The organism is Acinetobacter sp. DSM 11652 (genome assembly GCF_900109815.1).
In the GTDB taxonomy this organism is placed as follows: Bacteria; Pseudomonadota; Gammaproteobacteria; order Pseudomonadales; family Moraxellaceae; genus Acinetobacter.
This window is the reverse complement of record NZ_FOBK01000003.1, coordinates 194,700-210,194: the sequence shown is the minus strand read 5'-3', so window position 1 is coordinate 210,194 and position 15,495 is coordinate 194,700. Positions and strand designations below refer to the sequence as shown.

Annotated in this window: 13 protein-coding genes; 2 read left to right on the top strand and 11 right to left on the bottom strand. The window is 34.6% G+C overall.

Annotation, left to right across the window (positions count from 1 at the left end):
• Nucleotides 1-7: 7 nt before the first annotated feature.
• Complete coding sequence (locus BMW42_RS04680; protein WP_171260677.1) at nt 8-919, bottom strand: VRR-NUC domain-containing protein; 912 nt, start codon at nt 917-919, stop codon at nt 8-10.
• A complete protein-coding gene (locus BMW42_RS04675) occupies nt 912-1,313 on the bottom strand; it encodes a hypothetical protein (RefSeq protein WP_092766578.1) in 402 nt (133 codons plus the stop codon). The genes BMW42_RS04680 and BMW42_RS04675 overlap by 8 nt, the downstream gene beginning before the upstream one ends.
• Before the next feature lie 95 nt (nt 1,314-1,408).
• Between BMW42_RS04675 and BMW42_RS04670 the strand changes: the two genes are divergently transcribed.
• Nucleotides 1,409-2,038 (top strand): hypothetical protein, encoded by a 630-nt coding sequence (locus tag BMW42_RS04670; protein WP_092766577.1) that lies wholly within the window; start codon nt 1,409-1,411, stop codon nt 2,036-2,038.
• Between the two features lie 33 nt (nt 2,039-2,071).
• Here BMW42_RS04670 and BMW42_RS04665 read toward each other — a convergent pair whose 3' ends face one another.
• A complete protein-coding gene (locus BMW42_RS04665; protein ID WP_092766576.1) occupies nt 2,072-2,563 on the bottom strand; it encodes a hypothetical protein in 492 nt (163 codons plus the stop codon).
• Nucleotides 2,564-2,653: 90 nt separating this feature from the next.
• Here BMW42_RS04665 and BMW42_RS04660 point away from each other — a divergent pair, with 90 nt between their 5' ends.
• On the top strand, nt 2,654-2,866 hold the full coding sequence (locus BMW42_RS04660) for a helix-turn-helix domain-containing protein (RefSeq protein ID WP_092766575.1): 213 nt from the start codon (nt 2,654-2,656) through the stop codon (nt 2,864-2,866).
• Nucleotides 2,867-2,893: 27 nt separating this feature from the next.
• Here the strand turns inward: BMW42_RS04660 and BMW42_RS04655 are convergent, their stop codons facing one another.
• The 8 genes from BMW42_RS04655 to BMW42_RS04620 all read right to left on the bottom strand — a co-directional run bounded on the left by BMW42_RS04655 (nt 2,894) and on the right by BMW42_RS04620 (nt 15,392).
• Nucleotides 2,894-4,264 (bottom strand): hypothetical protein, encoded by a 1,371-nt coding sequence (locus BMW42_RS04655; RefSeq protein ID WP_092766574.1) that lies wholly within the window; start codon nt 4,262-4,264, stop codon nt 2,894-2,896.
• A gap of 18 nt (nt 4,265-4,282) precedes the next feature.
• Nucleotides 4,283-6,385 (bottom strand): ATP-binding protein, encoded by a 2,103-nt coding sequence (locus tag BMW42_RS04650; protein WP_092766573.1) that lies wholly within the window; start codon nt 6,383-6,385, stop codon nt 4,283-4,285.
• Complete coding sequence (locus BMW42_RS04645) at nt 6,385-7,641, bottom strand: DNA cytosine methyltransferase (protein ID WP_092766572.1); 1,257 nt, start codon at nt 7,639-7,641, stop codon at nt 6,385-6,387. Before BMW42_RS04645 ends, BMW42_RS04650 begins: the two co-directional genes overlap by 1 nt.
• Nucleotides 7,642-7,703: 62 nt before the next feature.
• Nucleotides 7,704-9,317, bottom strand: coding sequence for a Tn7-like element transposition protein TnsE (locus BMW42_RS04640; protein ID WP_092766571.1), 1,614 nt, complete (start codon nt 9,315-9,317; stop codon nt 7,704-7,706).
• The gene (locus BMW42_RS04635) at nt 9,310-10,833 is read right to left on the bottom strand and encodes a TnsD family Tn7-like transposition protein (RefSeq protein ID WP_092766570.1); all 1,524 of its coding nucleotides are present in this window, start codon (nt 10,831-10,833) and stop codon (nt 9,310-9,312) included. The genes BMW42_RS04640 and BMW42_RS04635 overlap by 8 nt, the downstream gene beginning before the upstream one ends.
• A gap of 13 nt (nt 10,834-10,846) precedes the next feature.
• Entirely contained in the window at nt 10,847-12,493 is a 1,647-nt protein-coding gene (locus BMW42_RS04630; RefSeq protein ID WP_039047215.1) for an AAA family ATPase, read from the bottom strand.
• Complete coding sequence (locus tag BMW42_RS04625; RefSeq protein WP_092766569.1) at nt 12,494-14,578, bottom strand: DDE-type integrase/transposase/recombinase; 2,085 nt, start codon at nt 14,576-14,578, stop codon at nt 12,494-12,496.
• Entirely contained in the window at nt 14,562-15,392 is an 831-nt protein-coding gene (locus BMW42_RS04620; RefSeq protein WP_092766568.1) for a TnsA endonuclease N-terminal domain-containing protein, read from the bottom strand. The genes BMW42_RS04625 and BMW42_RS04620 overlap by 17 nt, the downstream gene beginning before the upstream one ends.
• Nucleotides 15,393-15,495 lie beyond the last annotated feature (103 nt).

Genomic DNA, 15,495 nt, shown 5'->3' with positions numbered 1-15,495 from the left:
TCTCTAATTAAGATGTAGCTAATACATATCCACCCAATGCACCAGCACCAGCTACTGTCGCACTTACGGGAAGGAGAACTATTGCACCTACAACAACTACTGTAATCCCAACTCCTACAGCTATCTCATATAAAGGTGCTTTATCTAGAAAATCGGCAATAGGACTAGGTGTATTTACAGGTGGATGTTGTATACCTTGCTGCTGTTTAATTTTAATTGCCACTAACATGTTTTGAATATAAGTGTATTTAGAGCCAATAGTTGCAGAACTACTATTTGAATTATTGTCTCTAAGTTCACAAGAGCAATCTACATCTTCAAGTAACTTGAAATTATTTCTGTTACCTGCAATTTGTATGTAGTCATTTCTTTGTTCTCTAGATAATTTATCTTTGCCAAATTTGATTTCAATCACTTTAGAAATATTTTTTTGAACTGGAATAAGTTTACTCCAATCGGCCTGTCCTTGAACTCTCATATTTATGAGTTCTTGATCAGTCACTTTTAAAACAATGACATCAGGGATTCTTAAACGACCTTTGGCACTTTGCTCAAGTTCTGACAGCTTAAACATACTTTCACGTGCTGCTACTCCTAATGGAAATCGGCTTGCTCTCTGAGGTTGTTTTTCACTCATAATGGGTGTCGGAAAGCGGTCTCTCATTCGATAGCCAACTTCAGCTTTATAGCGCCAAATCAATTCATTCGCTTCTTCTTGTTTCCATATGGCGTATGTACATGCTCTTTGATTTAGAAACTGTCCAGCTTTGCCTTTGATAGGATTTTTTTTAGCAAAACAAATATGAGCACAGAGGTAATCTTTCTCTTTGCCTGGTTCTAACTTAACAACTTTTCCATTTGTTTGAGGCTGAGTAGTCGAGGAAGACGTTTGACTTGAACCTTTGCTACCTTTAGCCATAAAAATCCTCCTCAAAATTATGATATTGAGGATCATTACGTTCTAGAAGTTCGATCTTCACAGCTTTAGGTTTCATAGATTTAAACGTTTTTGTACGACCATTTTTATCGGTATAGCCTTCAATTTTAGAGCCATCTTCATCAGTCATAATATAGTGTTGATTGTGAATGGCTTTGCCATTTTCATCGGTAATCACAAAAAATTCTTGATGAGGTATCCAAGTGGGAAGATTAGGAAGATTCATTGGGATTTTGGCCACACTTTGAAAGAGATGTTGTCCAGCTTTAACTTCAAACTTCGCTGGTGTGATAATAGTGATCCCATTTTTATTGATGATCACTTGAGAACCACCAGCACTAGCAATAATATTTTTGAGATTAAGCTCTAAATTCATCTTTTATTAATATTATGAATAGTATTTTGCAAAATATATCACAGAATAAGATAGGTGATGTAACATTGAAACTTAAGTTTCTTTACTAATTTAACATGACTTTAATTATTGGAATTCAATTAAAAGATAGCGTAATTATTGCTGCGGATCGGCGATTAACCCATCAAACAGATGATTTAAAGTTTTCAATAGTTTCTGATTCTTATAAAAAAATAGCCTATTTGGAGCATATTGTTTTCTCTGGTAGTGGAGATGCCTTAATTATTAGAAGATTGAAAGACGAGCTTTTGGACAAAACTACATCTGAGATGCTGTCCAACAGTTTTTTTAAAGAAATTCAAAGAAGGAAAACAGAAATAGGTGAACATGAACAAATTGGAAAAACAAAGTTGTTTTTTTCTTCAAGGAAAAACAATCGTTTAATTTTAAAAATATGTTCAACTGATCAAGTCGGAAATATCTATTCAAATATCGTGGAACCCATGACAATTGAATTGACAATGAGACCTGAAAATATAAGTAAATTAAGTCATCTATTAGTCGATTTCCATGCCAAGTTAAAGAATATCGAAGACTTTCAAAATCAGGAAGAATGGTTGAATTTTTACGTAGAAAAATTAAGAAAAATATTTCATCTTTGTAGTAGTTTCGATGAAACCGTGAGCTCTTCTTTTGATATATGTGCTCATACAGCTTGCGGAATATTCTATGACTGCTGTGACTGAATTAGAATCTAAAACTGTATGAGCATGCTTCTTTTAAAAGTTTGAAATAAGTCGGTTAATAAATGATGAGTAAGCCTCTAATTGCTCTACATCTTTTTGTAAATCTTTTCTTTTACGCAAAATTTCAGATTTCAATTCTGGGAAATCTATAAGTGCTTGCTCAGAAGCTTTGATTTGGTTTTCGCAAATCTTTTGCTTTTCTTTTAATTCTTTAGTTTTTAATTCAAGTTTTTCTGAATCATGTATTACGGTATGATTTTCAAATTGTTTTCTAAACTCGGACATGCTTTCTGTTTCAAAAAATGTTGAAAGCCTTGGATTGTCAGAATGAATATTTTTGGACAAGTAACCTTGTTTCACTAGTTTTCTTAAAAGTCTATAAAGTTGCTGCTGGTTGATTCGTTGCTTTTCATCTTTTGAAAGATTCAAGTTGTTCCAAATTTTGTTTGATGTCCATCCATCAATTTGATCCTGGGAGAGAAGTACTAAAAAAGATTGGAAGATAGGCGAAGCAATTTGTTTCATGATGGAAAAGTAGAAAATCTAGAAAAGAGGATTATAGTCCGTGGATATATAGTCCTCAAATAGTGATAGTTCTGTTTTTTAAACATTTGAATGTTTATGTCAGAACTTACTATTCAGTTTGGTCAATTGGTTCGCAAATATAGAAAAGAAAGAAACATGTCACAAGAGCAATTGGCATTGCTCTGTAACATGGATCGGAGTTATTTAGGGCGGATTGAAAGAGGAGAGGTGAATCCTACCTTAGAAAAAATTTATGAGTTATCAAATGCATTACACATCAAAGCTTCTGAATTAATGCCTTAAAAAAGTACATTTAAGTTTTTATGGAAGTTATCGAGGCATTGTAAGCTCTGTGATTCCTGGTCTTGAAGCAAATGTACTAGTTCTAAGAATAATTTGATTTAATAGTTGTTCTCTAATTCTATATAAAGTTCGGTAGTGATCAAACTTTCCTTTAACTGCTGTTATAACTATCTGTAAATTTAAAATAATATAGAAGGGGTTATTGGCATCATCATAGTAAAAAATTGGTGAATTCCAATCTGAAATTTTTTTATTTCTATGTATTTCTTCTGGATTATCAAAATCTTGTTGTCTACAATTATATTTTCTATAGTCTACCAAATAACCAAAAACGTAAGGGATAGGTCCTTCTTTATTTTGGGCGTAATCACATGATGCACCAATTCTAACTAAAATAGGTATGAGCCCATCTAAATCTCTAAAACAAAAAATGCTTTTTCCTAACTGTTTTTTTGTAAAACCAAAATAATCTTTACAATAGTTATCAGTGAATACACTAGAAGGAATTTCTACAACAGCTCCCCAATCATATGCACTCATTCTTTCATGCCCTGTAACGGAAAGATGAAGCATCTTATTAAACTTTCCAATGGATTTTTCATCAGAAATATTAGCTGAGTTCACTAATGTAATCGCGCTATTCCATAGTTCAATATTATCTTCTGAAGCTTGGTTATTTAACATTTTATCTACTAGAATTGGAGCTATGGCTAAGTTAAATGCTTTTTTGGGATCACTAACCACATGTGCTTTTCCTACAGTATCTCTTGTAATACAACTTAAAACTTTGTCTATTTCTGATGCATAACTTTCAAAATTGCGTTTCTCGCTTGGTACTAAATTCATGAGCTCAACCAAAGTTTGATTTAAGGCTTCCAAAACTTTTGACTCCCAATCAAAAAGAGCTGCTATTTGTGGGACAGACGAAAAAAAACCTTTAATTTCTTCTTTGAACGTTTCGCGATTGCTTTCTTTTATTGCGCTATTAGCATCAATATACATAGTTTTAGATAAAGATTTGATAAGTAAAGGTTTGCAATATTTTTTATTTGGATCTAAACGTGTTTCTATATATTCAATTAATTGATCACATTCTTGTGGATTATCTGTCCATAGAATCATTATAAAAGGACCATTATCACATGAAATAACTGTCTCTAAAATTCTAGTAATTTCAGCATAATGGGTACTTGATCCCAATGAGCTACTACCAGATAGATTTAAATCTATAAATAAACCTCTCACGCCTTTGTAATAATCTTGTTGTAAATGAGAAGCATCTTCCTCATTATATTGAACTCCAATACATGAGGAGCCAATAAGTTTAAATGTTTCAATAATAGGTTCTAAGTGTTCTTTCTTATCGTCAAGTACAACAAAGCGAGGAGGTGTTAACATTATTATTAAACTCAAAAATTAATCAAAAACTAAAGCCATAGCTGCACCGTCAAATTCAGTCGGCACATCATCCTGATCATCAAGGATAACTAGACGCCCTTTATTTACTTCCATTGCAAGATTTACATAATACAAGCCAATGCCCATTCCATTAGGTCGTCTCGTAAAGAAAGGTTTTACTAACTGTTCTTGCTCATCTTGGAAACCAGGACCATTATCAGCAATAATAATTGCTGTTTTTCCATAAAAATCTTTGCGTACATCTATATAAATTTTTCTTTGACCAATAGTATCTTCAGGCCAACGTGCTTGAAGCCAATATATTGAATTATCAAATATATTGTTTAAACAACCAATTAATATTTTAAAGATATATTTTTGTTCGATATCAGGAATATTATCTTCTAGGAATGGACAAACGAACTGAACCTTATGCGCTCTAAAGCGGATTGAAGCAATATCTCTAGCACGACGAATTAAATTTTTAAGACTTGCTGGCTTATTATCACCCTTTCTCAATAAATCGGAGAAACTATCTAAAATTTTTACAAGTTCATATGCGTGATCTTTAATTAAAGTGATATCTTCACTATGCTCAATGGTTCGATATAATGATCTAACACCATGTTCGACTTCATGAAAAACGATAGCTAAGCCCATATTATTAAAACCTGAAGTGAGCATTACTTCACGCATTTCATTATAATTTTTTTCAGTTTTTTCAATTAATGGTTCTAATTCATCAGTTAAATTATGTTTCTTTGCCAGTTTTCTAAGTTCGGTTAATGGCTTTTCAATTTTCTTTTCTTCTATATTTTTACCTGTTTCAGTTATTTGTCTTATACGTTCTTTATCTTTTTGACGCTCTGTCTCAACAATAGATAGTACACTTAATACAATTTGTTGAAATCTTTCATAAGTCTCATTTTCAATAAAACCTTCTCGATTAGTTTTTTCTTGTAAATCAAAACTATCTTCAACACTGAGATCCAAAGATCCAACAATGATATTTCGACTAATATGCCTGCCTGGTACATTGACTCTTCGCAAATCTAAACCGAGCCAATCATCACCAGGCTCACCATAGTTATAAACTCGGATGTTGTCTCGATATACACGAATTCCACCATTCTCATTTAAGAAACTTTCAACAAGTTGTTGTTCTCCAAACTTAGATATAACTAGTTTATCGCGATCATAGATAAAAAATTCACCGCTAATATCACCAATTCCATGTAGGTCTTCAGGCTCCACAACAACTTTATTTTTTTTCAAATTCGATGGTAGTAAAAGTTTTTCATTTTCTAATAATTCTTGACGAGGTTCTACTTTAATTCCAGGAACACCAATAAAATTATAATTTAAAGATAGTAAGCCTTTGGCGATTGAAAATGTGATATGCCAAGGTGCTCTGTCCTTTAATTTATCAATATCTGAAACGCCTTCAGTCCAGTCAGGATGTCCTTTAACTTCAAGTAATGTTTCGAACTTGTCACTTCGTTTTTCATTAAAAGGTGTAGATATTGAAGTAATTTGGCGTAAAAGTTTTCTTACATCCCCTCTAGACCAATTTTGTTCTCTTAAGTTACTTATAGTAATTTGAGTACCTGTATTCTCTCCTGTGAAGATAATTGGAGTTCTGGTAACTACCTCTACTCGAGTATCCTCTAAAAAAGGTTTATCAATTAAATCTTGCCAATTAATATGAAGAACACACTCATCAGAATCTTTAGCTCTAGTGATGAGTTGAATTTCATTTCCTAATTTATGTACTGCGAATCGACCTAAACCTTTCTCACCTAAAGGTAAGCGACCAGCTTTGGTTCGTCTTTTTTCTTTTTTCTGTTGTTCCTTATGATCGTGAGCAGGGACTAGCCAAATATTTTTAATAATATCAGCTGTCATTCCTTCACCATTATCTTCGACAATGATTTTTGCATTCTCTGTATTAATTTTATCTAAGGTGATTAATACAGTATCAGCATCAGCATCATAAGCATTTTTTACAAGCTCAAAAATTGCTAAACGAGAAGAACCAATTAGCTGATCACCGAGCATTTGTAGTAGACGTGCTCGTGGACGAAATGCTAAGTCTTCTGAAGTAATATAATTTTCAGTCATTACCAATCCTTTAATAATTTTTCTGCAATTTTTTGTGCAAGTAATACAGGTACTGCATTTCCAATCTGTTTAAAGGCACTTGTACGTGCTGGTTTTCCTGAAACATTTTCAAAATAATAATCATCAGGAAAACTTTGAATTCTTGCTGCTTCTCTAGGCGTCAATGAACGATTTTGATTTATATCAGGATGGATATAATGATGTCCATCTTTAGAGATATGTGCAACAACAGTATGGCAGGCGGTTAAATCTCCAGCAACTACTTTAAAACGATCAACAAAAGAATTACGCCCTTTATGACTTTTTAGGTGTTCAGGTAAGTCGTCATAATGAAGACGTCTTTTTTCAGTATTCCATAAATTAACAGCATGTTTATAAATTTCTAAATCTTGCTCAGAGTGTGGACGTGCCTCATGCCAAGTTAAAGGAAGATCAGTTGATATTTGAGCATCTTTCAGCCATCGCGATGGTTCAGAGATTGGTTCTAATGGGGAAGATTTACCTCCACCAGCATTTATTTTAGGAAGATCTTTGAGTAGATCCCAAACGGTTGCTTCTGGAGCCAATTTTTCAATTTCAGGGTAAAAAGATTTTTTACCACGATGTCCTCGTTTACCTACCAAAATTATTCGTTTTCGCTTCTGAAGAACACCATATTCATTTGCAGATAAAACTCTATACTCAATTGAATAACCTATTTCGATAAATAGACTTTTCATTTTATCGAAATAAAACTCACCATTCGGATCTTTAGCGGTCAACAGTCCTAGTACATTTTCGAAAACAAAATATTTAGGCTTATATCTTTTTAGAAATTCTGCATAGTATTTATATAGATGATTACGAGGATCATCATCCATATTCCCTCGAGCTCGACCAATGAGTGAATAAGCTTGGCAAGGTGGACCACCAATAATTAGATCTAGTTTTGAGGTATTTAATTGGCTATCAACTTTCTTAAAAATTGTTTTTAGAGTATCTGGGCCAATGAATTCATTGATCACTGAATCTATTTCGTTGGAAGGAACAGCATTATAGAGTGCTTGACGTGTTACTTCATTTTTTAAATATTTCGAATAGATGTCTAAAGCATTATTATTTTTTAGCCAATGAAATGCTTGTCGTGTTTTAAGCGTATAGCAGGCTGAAGCATCCGCTTCGACATGAGCAATTGGTTTAAATCCAGCGCGGATAAAACCCTCAGACAAGCCTCCAGCACCAGCAAATAAATCCAGAAATTTTAAAGGGCTAGACATACAACATCAAAAGCAAATAAATAATTGCCAGGATACCAGGAAATATTAAAATTAGCAAAAATTTAACCAGAAGAATTTATTAAAATACTTGCTAATCTTAGCATCCATCCCTTTAACTCTTGCTCAGATATTTCCTGCTTCTTTGTATTCATTCTAGGGTGATTTAATGTGCTATTTTTAAAGCAAGTATTTTTTAAAATTCCTTTAGGCCAACGTAAGCATTGGGTAACGACCAGCTCAAGTACTTTTGCTCGGTCAGTTAGGTTCCATTGATTCATGTTTTTAAGTGATAAAACACGAGTTGAAAGGGGTTTCTTATTGTCAGAAGTGTCAACCTCTAAGATCACAATACTTTGGCCATTATATTGAAAACTAACTTCTGCCACACATCTAGGATTTCCATCGGTTTTTATATGTTTGGAGTGACCTTGAATGTTCGGTAATTTGTGAAGTTGAAAGCTAAAACTTTTAACCGATTTTTCTTTGCAAAATAAATCAATCATTTGTTGAAATGCAGAGAAACGATCAAGATACAGATGAAGATCTTCAGTTTCATCTTCAACACCATTAAATTCAGCAGAGGGGACAGAGCCCTCAGAAACTGGTTCGTTGGTGCTAACTTCCGATGATGGATTAGTAGATGGTAAATTTTGATCTTTTGTACCATGATTTCTAAGTCTAGATTTCTTAGTGGTTTTCCTTGTTTCAATGGCTTCTAGGAAGTCGAAATGTGTCGGTACAACATCAATGATTTGAATATCATCGCTATTGCCATCTTCATCATCTTTGATGGTCGGCTCTTTGCCATTATTTTTAGTTCCTGAAGAGTTTTCACCTTTACCGCCTGATTTAGACTCAATGAATTTATTGCTATAGAACTCGACTTCTTTTGAAATACGACTTGAGATTCTTTCAAAACCTGATATTTCATTGACAAAAAACTCAGAAGTTTCAGCCTTGTAATATCCATATGAATCAAAGATCACTCCATTGAGTTGAGGTGGGTTAAAACAAAAATTCCAGATACGATATTGATCAAAATCATAGCCATACTGGGTGCAAAATTGGCTGATACTTTCAAAAGATTGTCGAATATCGCTATCAAGTAGAATCCAGGATAGGATTCTTCGTATACCCACATCGTTGAAATGAGAGGTAGGATAGGAGCAAGCAGGCAGAATGTTGATAAGGTAGTGATCTGGGTTTGAAACAATATCAAAATCAATACTTAGACTATTTTCTAAAACTGCTGATCTTGCAAGATATGGAGTGTAGAAAAAGAGCGATCTAGCAAGTTCAAATTGTGGAAGTCGAACTTTGATTGTTTCGGACATTGGCTGCCCAAACTGATCGACTCGAACAGCATCAAATAAGAAATAGTGTTCTAAAAATTTTCCTTTTGTTAAGTCTGAATTGTTGGTAGAGGACACCCAATCTTGAGTTGAAGTGATTTTAAACCGTAAATGGTAGCCTTTAGTGTATTCTTGCGTGGGGTTGATGTGACTGTTTTTCCTCAATAATTTTGCATTGGAAAAATTAGTATAGTCTGATGAGATCAGACCATCTTCATTTTCTAGGCTTAAGTTAATTGCCCAAGTAGTAGAATTATGTTTTTTAAATAAAGCGCCAATCTTTTTTATTTTCATATCTTTAGCTATGTGACTTATTTTAGCCATGATTAATCCTTTTAATCTGATTTAGAAATTTAAGAGTTTCATCGGTAAATCTTTCTTCGCTCAGTCCCGACTTTCGTAATATTTGCCAACCAGCGTGATGCTTATTAAGTATTTGAAATTGAATAATAGTTCGAGTGATTCTTCGGATTTGATAACTGCTAACATCTTCTGAATAAATATCCAGAAATTTATTCGTTAAAGGAAGTCGATGTAGGTTTTTTTCTACAGTAGAATGTTGCGGTAACTGTTTTAAATACCAATTTCTTGATTGTCTAGGCAAACTCAAATCGTCTAATGATTGATAGAATACTTTGAACAGCAGTCTTACCAGTTGCCAATCCCTCAGAGGCCAGTTAACTTTTTTACAGCCTGGTGTAGGTAAAGCGTGAAATTTTTTATTTTCCATTAGCAACCAAGTTTTATCATTACGATAAAGCCATGCGTATAAAGCGGCATTTTTGAGTCTAGAGGGCTTTATTCCATATTTTTGGATCAAAGATACCCATTCATTACGTTTTTCTGTGAGTGTCGATATGTCTTTATACTCCGTTCCTTGAATTTGTGTATCAGTCTTGGAAGGATTAGATGGGATCTGATGGATTTCGCTCAGAATGGATTTCCACGTCCAGCCTTTAGGATAGAAAGCCTCTAAGACAATAATATGTTCAAGATAACTGAAAGACTTACGGTGTTTTCTAAAAATGGCTCTAAGCCAGTTTGTTTCTGTATGAAGTTTATCAAGATGATGTTGTCGTAACCAATTTAAATCCCATATTTTCACAATTACAGCATAGGTTTTTGTATGGTCTATATGTTTATTACCTTTACCACATCCTAATTGCCATGCAATACGATGATAAAATTGGCTCCATTGATGGAATGTTGGCGATGATATTGGAGGAAGTTGTAAGAGCTCAGCGATACGACTACTAACAATTAGATCTAATTTATGAGCAGTTTCAGGAGATTGGTTTCGGCTAATGATGTTGTTCGCAGCAATAAATTGATGTCGTCCAGGCAAATGAGGTGCTAATACAAACTCCAATAGTTTAACTTTGTGCTTCGTACAGCAATTTGACCCTTGTATATGCCAAATTCTTGGCCAAAAATATTCCCCATATTGGTGATATTGGTCTTCTAAGCAAAGGCTACAATATCGATGAGTTGATATTTGCTTAACTTTGGATGCTGCAACCCCTAATGCTAAGTGAATAGAACCTTTTGATTGGTTTCCCATCCATTTAAGGCAACGTAAACGTATATTTTCTGGACAAAATAGAGCATAGATTGGAAAAAGTGTATGCTCGTAAACAAGTTTTTCAAGTGTATAGTTTGGTGGTAAATGTTTTAAAACGCACGAAAGATGGCTTGGTAAGTCAATCGTGGCAATCACTTTACGATTGGCAAATACTTCATCGAGTAACTGCTTCGGACTTGTAATTGCATGGTGAACTCCAGCCCGCGCTATGGCACTGTAAATAAATTCATCTGGGTATGGATTAGGAAAGTTCAACATGCCTATTTCACTACTACATTGATTGCAGCCAAGCTTGGGTATCAAAAATTAAATCACTTGATTGCAGAATGTCGTAAAAATTCTGTTGCTTTGCCTTTTGTGAGAACTTAAACCTTAGATCATCAGATGATAAGCCAATCCATTCATTCTGCTTTACTCTCTTGCTATTGGTAGTTGCAGGTTTAATGTCTGTATCAACTTCTGCTTCAATGAGCCAATTAGAAACGATAGGCATGAGTTCTTGCATGTTTAGCTGAGGAAAATCAGCAAAGGCTTTTTTGATAACCGGGACAACCTTGTGTTCTGGATATCCAGTTGCAATAAGTAGGTTATGCAATCTTTGGGCTTGTTCATTCCCGTTGTATTGTTCAAATTTTTCTTGTTCTTCCTCTATTTTTCTCTGGAGTAAGAGTAATGTTTTGTCTACATATGGAATTGTTAGATCTGAATAAAGAGCAATCCGATTTGGATCACCAGATTTGAGTGCTTCAATCATAGGATGGACAAACTTAAGCTCATCCTTATAGACTTGCCTAAGTAGACGAGGAGTAATCCTTTCTAGCCCAGTCATGATTGCTCGACATTGAGCCAACACAAAAAGTTTGACTACAATATCAAGTACTCCTTGGGAGAGTTCATACCAACAGTCTCGAATTTCTTCACTTAATAGCTCTTTGTTGGTTAGCCACTGGTATTTCCAGAGTGCATTGGTGAAGGCTGTCCATTCTGTTCTGGTTGAAGTATTTGATGAGGGGATATTATTTTTCATTGGTTCCCATATATCAGCCCCGAATCCAGCTCCACGACGCGCTGAACGTAAATCTCCATCAAAAATAAACTTGGCTTTAGGTGTACCAACCATAACTACAGGTAGACCGACAACATTAATCAAGGTCACGAAGAAGTTAAGCATTTTCTCTGCGCCACCTGAATTTTTGACACTCAAATGTTGAATTTCATCAATTACAAGTACACCTATGGCATAGGTATTTGTAATTTGACGCATATAATTTAAAAGAGCCTCAATGCCTAATCTTTTTAAAGCCACTTTCCTTTCAAAATCTGTTCCTAAAGCGACATCAATTGCTTTGAAGAAATGCAAGCATAGGTTTTTTAGTGAACCGTCATGAGGGCAGTCTATTTTGAGATAAACAAGCTGCATAAAATTATATTTTTCATGATAAATCACTTGAGGGTAAAGGTTCAGAATACGGTGTAGTGTCGTACTTTTCCCACTACCAGAGCATCCAATCAGTGAATAGCTTAAAGCTGTAGATTTCGGGGCATCAAAGCGAAATGCCTTAATATCACCTGACATGATACGTTCGTAACCGTTTTGCAAATGTTGATGCAATTTCCCATCTGCAATGTTACGTCCTATATAGCCTTGCCGAATCAATATAGATATTTTTGATTCTAAAGAAATATGTCGTGTAATTGGCTGAAAAAACTGATGAATGAGTTGAGAGGTAAGATGGATTCTTTCATTTTTAGATCGAAGAATATCTTCTGGGTTGTAGTCTACTTTACCAATCAGATTTGCTTTGATATCAGCAATTTCTTGCATAATTGGTGGAAGGGCTTCGATAAATGGATTTCCCGCATATTCACCAAAACTAGGCGTATAAGTTGCGCTAATAAAATTTAACGGTAAACTCATTTACTCATCCTCACCAAATAATTCATCTGTTAAGTCTGGATAGTGAACTGCTTCAGTTTCAATTGTAATTTTTCTATTTTTTGGCGTTGGCATAGAAATAATATTGGTATCTGTAGAAATCTGTTGCGGTATTTTCTTTTTACGTTCAGCCGTTTTTTCACGCCCTTTGTTTTCACGTATTTCTGAGATACGTTGAGACGGTCTTTTTTGAGTCGGATGAGCATTTTTCACGTTGAGTTTATTGCTAATGAATTCTTCCAATTCACGGAGCCTTTTGGTTGCTTCTAACTCATGTGGCACTAAATTTGTCTTTTGAATTTTTCGTTTTTCTTTTACTTCCCATAAAGTGCAGTCTTGAAACTCTCTTGATCGAGGGGAAAGTTGTCCGATCCAGTATGTCAGGCTATTCGTATCTGGAAAAATATAGATTTGATTAACTGAATAAGGGTCATAGGCTGCATAAAGTTTTTTAGGACGTGTAATTGTACCTTGTCTATTCAACCATCCTAGTTCTGTTACTTCATCAGCTAAGTAAAATAGTCCAAATGCTTTAAGACCTAAGTCAGAGATCGTTATTTCTGTACGAGGTAATAAAGCGATATGTAAGGCATCATGAGAAACAGTTTTTAATTTCCCAGTTCTATTCTGTACACCCCAATTCCACAATTGCAAAGGTATGGCAGGTAGATCATCTGGGAAATCATGTCCTCGATCATATGTTTTCGAAATAAGGTACTGATTGTGGCAGAGTACGCATGCTAGGATGACCTCTGTGAATTGATGGATATTTATTGATGCTTCAAGACGGTAATCTTTACCACCTTTCTTTTTAACAATTGTATCTTCAACGATACCTTGACCTTCATGTTTGAAATAAGCTTGTTTTGTTCTAAATGCTTGCTCCACAATACCTTTCGCGTCACCACGTCTTGCAGGTGCATTTTCAATTCTCACGGCAAATGTTTTTTCTAATGCTTCAATTTGGTGTCCTAATAGTTCACCGCGATCAGCTAAAAGAGCATCTGGTAGTCCAATAGCTGGCCAATCCTCTGAACGAATGTCGATATCGTATTGAGCACAAAATTTAACTTTATCTGTCATAGCCATATTGAGTGCTTGAATTGCGGCTAGATAGGAGGGTGATTCAAAACCAATATAAAAGCCGGCAACTAACCTACTGAATACATCAATTACAAAATAAATTGTGGGTCTACCAACAATACTTTCAGGATTGGAATTCGAAACTAGATAAATATCAGCAATAGTTGCATCAATTTCATAACGTGATCCAGGCCCTAATGCTTGTGATGTGGCTGTAGAGTGCAATGGACGATAGTCTTTACGATAATTAGCCTTATTGATGCGAGCTTTAATACTTTCTATTTTCTTGAACTCTCGTTCATAAAAGTATTTGAATTGCCAAATGGTCGGTATTTCTGCTTCGGTTACTGTCGGGTAAAGGTTCTTGTATGTAGTTTGGAACTTACGATAAACATAAGGAATAGAATGTTTTTTTTCTTTTAGAAAATATTTTGTTATGGCTCTACGGAAAAGTTTTTCAATGTCTTCTGTGACATTTACACCTTGTTCTGAACTATATACTTTTGGTCTGCCTAGTTTTTTCTCTTTAGGGATACGTTTTTGACCTTTGCCTCCACTATTCTTATAGTCTGGTAGAAGCGCATTGCTTGTTTGTCCACGTTGCCAGTATCTACGTGCTAAACGATATAGAGTTTGTTTAGTTCCCCCGTGTTGGGAAACGATAGATTCGATAATTCTTCCTCTTTCTTTAGGGATATAGAATAACTCGTGGCTGATAAGTGGTTTGATTAACTCATAATTTTGATCACGTTTGATTGCTTGAGTAGAACCGTAATCTGGTTGCGTAAACGAGAGGTATTCGTATGGGTCGGTTGATCTCTCAATAGCCAGATTTTCTAAGCCATCCAAGATATCTACTTTGTTAACTTGTGTAGGAAAAGCATTATCCTGATCCAGATTTATCCAGACGATGGTGTTTGCCTGAATTGATAATATTCGGAATAAGGAATCATCTTTTTTTAATACTTCATTGATTTGAAGCATGAAGCACCTCATTCCAAAAATCTCGTTTCCCTAATTTAATTTGTTCTACCAATAGAGTTCTAAAAGGAATATTGAGATCAAAATTAAAATAGCGTAGGGCTATAAGTTCTCGGACTTCTCGTAAGGATTGTCCAATTTCAAGCTCATATTGAGTATCAATAATTTTAGTTATATCAATAATTTTCTTTGCTTTGTATCTCTGAAAAATATCGACATAGAAATCTAAGCGTTCCAAAATATCTATGCTAATTTCTTCCTGTTTTAAAGAAGGGTATAACCACATAATATTTTCATAGATCACTTTGGGAACTTGATGTTCTGTGAAAATATAAAAAGGAATGTTTTGTTTGGCCCAATAGCGCCGCTCAATTTCTAACTTTTCTATCGTTCTAGAATCATTCAAAGCATCAGAATATTTGACTTGAACGACAAATCTTGGAGTCTCTGCTTTATCAGTATCAACCACAAAATCACTGGTAACGATGTGATAGTTTTGCCTGATTTTAGGATGCGGTATTTGGGCTTCTTTAGCGATTTCAATTGTTTGATCAAGATCTAAAGGATATTGTTCTCTGATATCAGTAGTGGAAGGGTTCCATTCTAATAATAAAAATGCTGCTAATTCTAAATCTGAAAGTAGATGATACGTTCTTTGTGATTTGTGGCCATATATACGATGAGATCTCCCATCAGAGCTAACGTCTCTAATCGTGATCCATGGTTTATAGTTAGGCCCGAAACCTTGTCCACGGCCTTCCTTTTTCCATTTTTGTATTTTTAGATTTGTTTTATACGAATCTTTTGAATCAGGCATTAAAAAATCCACACAGCCATGCTTTTCTAGAGCATATCTTGTGTGGATTTTTTGAGCAATCCAGTATTACATTTTTGCATAGATTTTAGTTTTATAAACTATA

Coding starts and splice junctions, on each gene's coding strand:
- BMW42_RS04680 (WP_171260677.1), bottom strand. CDS start 919: ATGGCTAAAGGTAGCAAAGGTTCAAGTCAAACGTCTTCCTCGACTACT.
- BMW42_RS04675 (WP_092766578.1), bottom strand. CDS start 1,313: ATGAATTTAGAGCTTAATCTCAAAAATATTATTGCTAGTGCTGGTGGT.
- BMW42_RS04670 (WP_092766577.1), top strand. CDS start 1,409: ATGACTTTAATTATTGGAATTCAATTAAAAGATAGCGTAATTATTGCT.
- BMW42_RS04665 (WP_092766576.1), bottom strand. CDS start 2,563: ATGAAACAAATTGCTTCGCCTATCTTCCAATCTTTTTTAGTACTTCTC.
- BMW42_RS04660 (WP_092766575.1), top strand. CDS start 2,654: ATGTTTATGTCAGAACTTACTATTCAGTTTGGTCAATTGGTTCGCAAA.
- BMW42_RS04655 (WP_092766574.1), bottom strand. CDS start 4,264: ATGTTAACACCTCCTCGCTTTGTTGTACTTGACGATAAGAAAGAACAC.
- BMW42_RS04650 (WP_092766573.1), bottom strand. CDS start 6,385: ATGACTGAAAATTATATTACTTCAGAAGACTTAGCATTTCGTCCACGA.
- BMW42_RS04645 (WP_092766572.1), bottom strand. CDS start 7,641: ATGTCTAGCCCTTTAAAATTTCTGGATTTATTTGCTGGTGCTGGAGGC.
- BMW42_RS04640 (WP_092766571.1), bottom strand. CDS start 9,317: ATGGCTAAAATAAGTCACATAGCTAAAGATATGAAAATAAAAAAGATT.
- BMW42_RS04635 (WP_092766570.1), bottom strand. CDS start 10,833: ATGTTGAACTTTCCTAATCCATACCCAGATGAATTTATTTACAGTGCC.
- BMW42_RS04630 (WP_039047215.1), bottom strand. CDS start 12,493: ATGAGTTTACCGTTAAATTTTATTAGCGCAACTTATACGCCTAGTTTT.
- BMW42_RS04625 (WP_092766569.1), bottom strand. CDS start 14,578: ATGCTTCAAATCAATGAAGTATTAAAAAAAGATGATTCCTTATTCCGA.
- BMW42_RS04620 (WP_092766568.1), bottom strand. CDS start 15,392: ATGCCTGATTCAAAAGATTCGTATAAAACAAATCTAAAAATACAAAAA.